The following is a 3,191-nucleotide window of genomic DNA, read 5'->3' as shown; positions in this document are numbered from 1 at the left end:
ATACCCTCGGCGGGCCAACGTAGCTCAGCCGGCAGAGCAGCTGATTCGTAATCAGCAGGTCGTGGGTTCGAGTCCCACCGTTGGCTCCAGCAGAGCCACAAACGAGTGAGCGCGCTGAGCTCGTCTTTTCTTGTTGCGCCGAATGACACGCTTCAGCCTGACCCCTTAGGGACCCGAAACAGGGACGGAGACACCGCCCCAACGACCGGTCTCCAGGTGTTCCACGATGACGCCAAGCCAGCGGGCTTCCAACGGAACGTTGGCCTGGAGGGTCAAGGTTTCGCCGGGTATCACGTCCACGACTTTCGTTTGCTGCTGAAGGAGGCCCGACGGGGACAAGGTGCCCAAAACGAGCCGGACTGGACCCGGCGAAAGCATCTCTTTGCCCTCCCTGAGGCGCAGTCTGAGCTCCACGCTCGACGGCGCGTCACCCTCGAACCCTCGTGCCACAGCGACATCGCCCACCAGCTCGCCGATCCGAGGAGCGCCGCGGGCCAACGCTGTCAACGGTCCCATGACCCAAAACTCAGGGCGGGTCCGGCGAATCGCCCAGCTCAACGCGCCCAGAGAAAGACGGCTACCTTGCTCGGGTGTTTCGTCCTTTTTTTCATTTTCCAAGACGGCCCAAAGAGGCTCTTCCCTCGCCTCGAGTTTCCGCTGGAGCTGTCCTCTACCGGTAAAGCCCCCAGTGGACGAGGCAAGCCGTTGCAACAATTCTTGGTCTTCCCCAACCACTGGAACGATATGTAACCTGGACGAGGCCTCCCCTGCTTCGGTACCTGCGGGGTTGAAAAGCCTAGCCTCGGGTTTTTTGGTCGTTGGCCACAAGCCGAGGACCGAATACCCGCGGGACGCCAGGAAGTCGGCAAGTTGGCCCACTTCGCCACGCAGATCACACCTTTGTGTCCAGGGACCAGGTTCGCCAGTGGCTCGGCTCATCAACTCCGCCACCAGACTGCATGGGTCCACGGGAAGGTCATCCACGAGCAGGAGCAGCCAGGCGGGACCCGGGTGGTTGGCAGCCCACTCCACCAATGACGCGAGAGCTGCAAGCAAGGCCTTTCGTTCTTCCTGCCCTCGGACCATGGCCAACTCCGCTCTCGCTTGGCGCTGCTTTCCACCGCTGTTCCTGATAGCCTCCTCGAGGTACCCAGCGCGGCGCCGGGACAGGCTTGGCTCGGCCTCAAAAACCCGGGCGAGGGCCAACCAACCTGCATCCAAAGCCCTGGAATTCCCAATGGCGAGCGACTCCAACCCGAAACCACCCGGCCGCGGCAACAGCAAGGTCAAAGAACGTGGTGCCAGAAAAACGGCTACTTGCGAAAGTTGCCGTCTCCAGTAGGGCAGAGATTCATCGGCCACAAAGCTAGGGCTCAAATAAACGAACACCGGGGCAAAACCTGGTTGAGCTTCCACCACCAGGCGCAACGGCGCCCCCCCTGGGGTCTGAATGATGGCCTCTCTCGTGCCCCTGCTGGCCTGCTCTGAAAAACCAGGGGGGATTGGGAAGCGAAAAGCCGGGGTGTCCCCCAGGTTTCCAGCCGGCCATGAAGGGGGTGAACCGGGACCACTCAAAGGTTGAGGTGCGTTTTCGCCAGATGCCTGCTCACCTTCCGGTGGGCGTTGCAGGTCGTCAGCATACCCTGAGTCGCCTGCACGACGATACCCAGCGGGAAGCTCAAGACCGGGTTCAGCCAGGGGATCCTTGGTCAACCACAAGACGATTTGGTGTGCCAGAGACCGATCGAGGGCCGCAAAAGCACGAGCGAGATCATCTTGATTGGCTATTTTGGTGGCTGTAGGGCCTTCGCGACCAGCGGCACCCAAAACCCACTCTACCAGCGGAACGTTGAGCTCCCGCAAATAGCGGTGAACCGACGCGCTCGGAAACACGGAAGCATCGTCGCCAGCGGCGCCGGAGAGAATCCAGACCACCCGCCTCCGCCCGAGGCCACTGGCAAGATACCCCGCCAAGGCTGTAGCATCCCATAGGCGCCTTGGCCTTTTGCTAAAACGCTGGGAAAGCTCTTCCGAGGCCAGCAAGAGACGTTGCAACCAATCTCGCGCCCTAGGAATTTCAACTCGCGGAAAACCTTCGACCGCGAGGATAAGCGTGATGGCGACAGGTTCTGCCAAGGGCCCGGTAAACTCGAGTTCTCGGGCTTGGCGGAAAGACGCCGTGCGCTCGCGCATCTCCCAATCACCTGTCGGTAGCTCGTGCATACCAGCCAGAGTTCCCAACTTGGCAACGGCAAAGGGTTCAGCAACGACAAAAAGCTGGGCTTCGCCCCTCTCCACAGCTAGCGGAGAGCAATCACCCACGACCTTGGGGAAGGGTTCCTCCGCCCCCCGTGACTCCAAATGCCAGGGATAAACGGACACCGCAGTCCTCTCCGAAAACTGCGAGAGAGGTAAGACCGATGATGCGCGCAAACCATCGGCAAAGGCAACCTCTGCCCCGAGAAAGGTAAGTCCTTCACAATTCACGGCCAAGGATTGGCGAGGCGGACCATCGAACACGACGCCGCGGTCCCCGGTCACAAGAAGTCGGACGGGCTTCTCCTTGTTGGGGTGAGCGTACGCTAGGGCCAGATCGCAGCGATTTGTCTTCCTGACCAATCGCAACTCCGCGGGGAGGACACCACGGTTTAACCACCGCGTGTCCTTCACAGCCAAGCCCTGCGACGTCTCGCTCGCCAAATCCAGACGGTGGATTTTTGGCACCGCTCCCAGGTTTACCTGGCATGAGTTGTGCTTTGGCGTGAGGTCACAGGCCTTTTCCCCGTCAAGCAGTAAATAACCGCCAGGCTCCCCTGAGGAAAAGGCCACAGTAATTTGAATGACACCCACCAAAAGGCCCACGGGGTACGAGAGAATTTCCATGGCCACGATACGGCGCTAGTTGTACCACGGACATTCTATGCTGCACCAGACGCAGCCCGGTGCACACCGGTTACAGCTGAACTCCGCACATGTGGCTGAGCCACCGCCCCCGCTGCAAAGTGCCGAAGTCTCCCATTTCACGGGACCCACAAGACCTTCGCGCACCATGGTCCCGTTACAGAGCCGCAATTCCCAGCCAACTTCTTCGCTGAAAGTCGAATCGGAATAGAAGTGAATTTCTACCTCCCGGATAGGCAAGTTGGGCTGGGGGGCAGAAAGGCCCAGGGCAGCGAAAAACCCTTGGGTTT

The 3,191-nt window shown here is 60.3% G+C and carries 2 protein-coding genes and 1 tRNA gene; 1 reads left to right on the top strand and 2 read right to left on the bottom strand.

Annotated features, from left to right (window positions below; all coding sequences use genetic code 11):
* Positions 1–13: 13 nt before the first annotated feature.
* Positions 14–89: transfer RNA gene (locus tag ABJK56_RS16035), tRNA-Thr, on the top strand.
* A 76-nt stretch (positions 90–165) separates the two neighbouring features.
* Here the strand turns inward: ABJK56_RS16035 and ABJK56_RS16030 are convergent.
* Positions 166–2,883, bottom strand: a complete 2,718-nt coding sequence (locus ABJK56_RS16030; protein ID WP_347245684.1) for a hypothetical protein — start codon at positions 2,881–2,883, stop codon at positions 166–168.
* 15 nt (positions 2,884–2,898) lie between these two features.
* On the bottom strand, positions 2,899–3,191 hold a 293-nt coding region (locus tag ABJK56_RS16025; protein WP_347245683.1), incomplete at its 5' end, for a hypothetical protein.

Source organism: Thermogutta sp., assembly GCF_039793925.1.
GTDB lineage: Bacteria > Planctomycetota > Planctomycetia > Pirellulales > Thermoguttaceae > Thermogutta.
This window is presented reverse-complemented; position numbering and strand designations above follow the sequence as displayed.

Excerpts from the sequence above, each read along its gene's own strand:
- ABJK56_RS16030 (WP_347245684.1), bottom strand. The coding sequence starts at position 2,883 with ATGGAAATTCTCTCGTACCCCGTGGGCCTTTTGGTGGGTGTCATTCAA.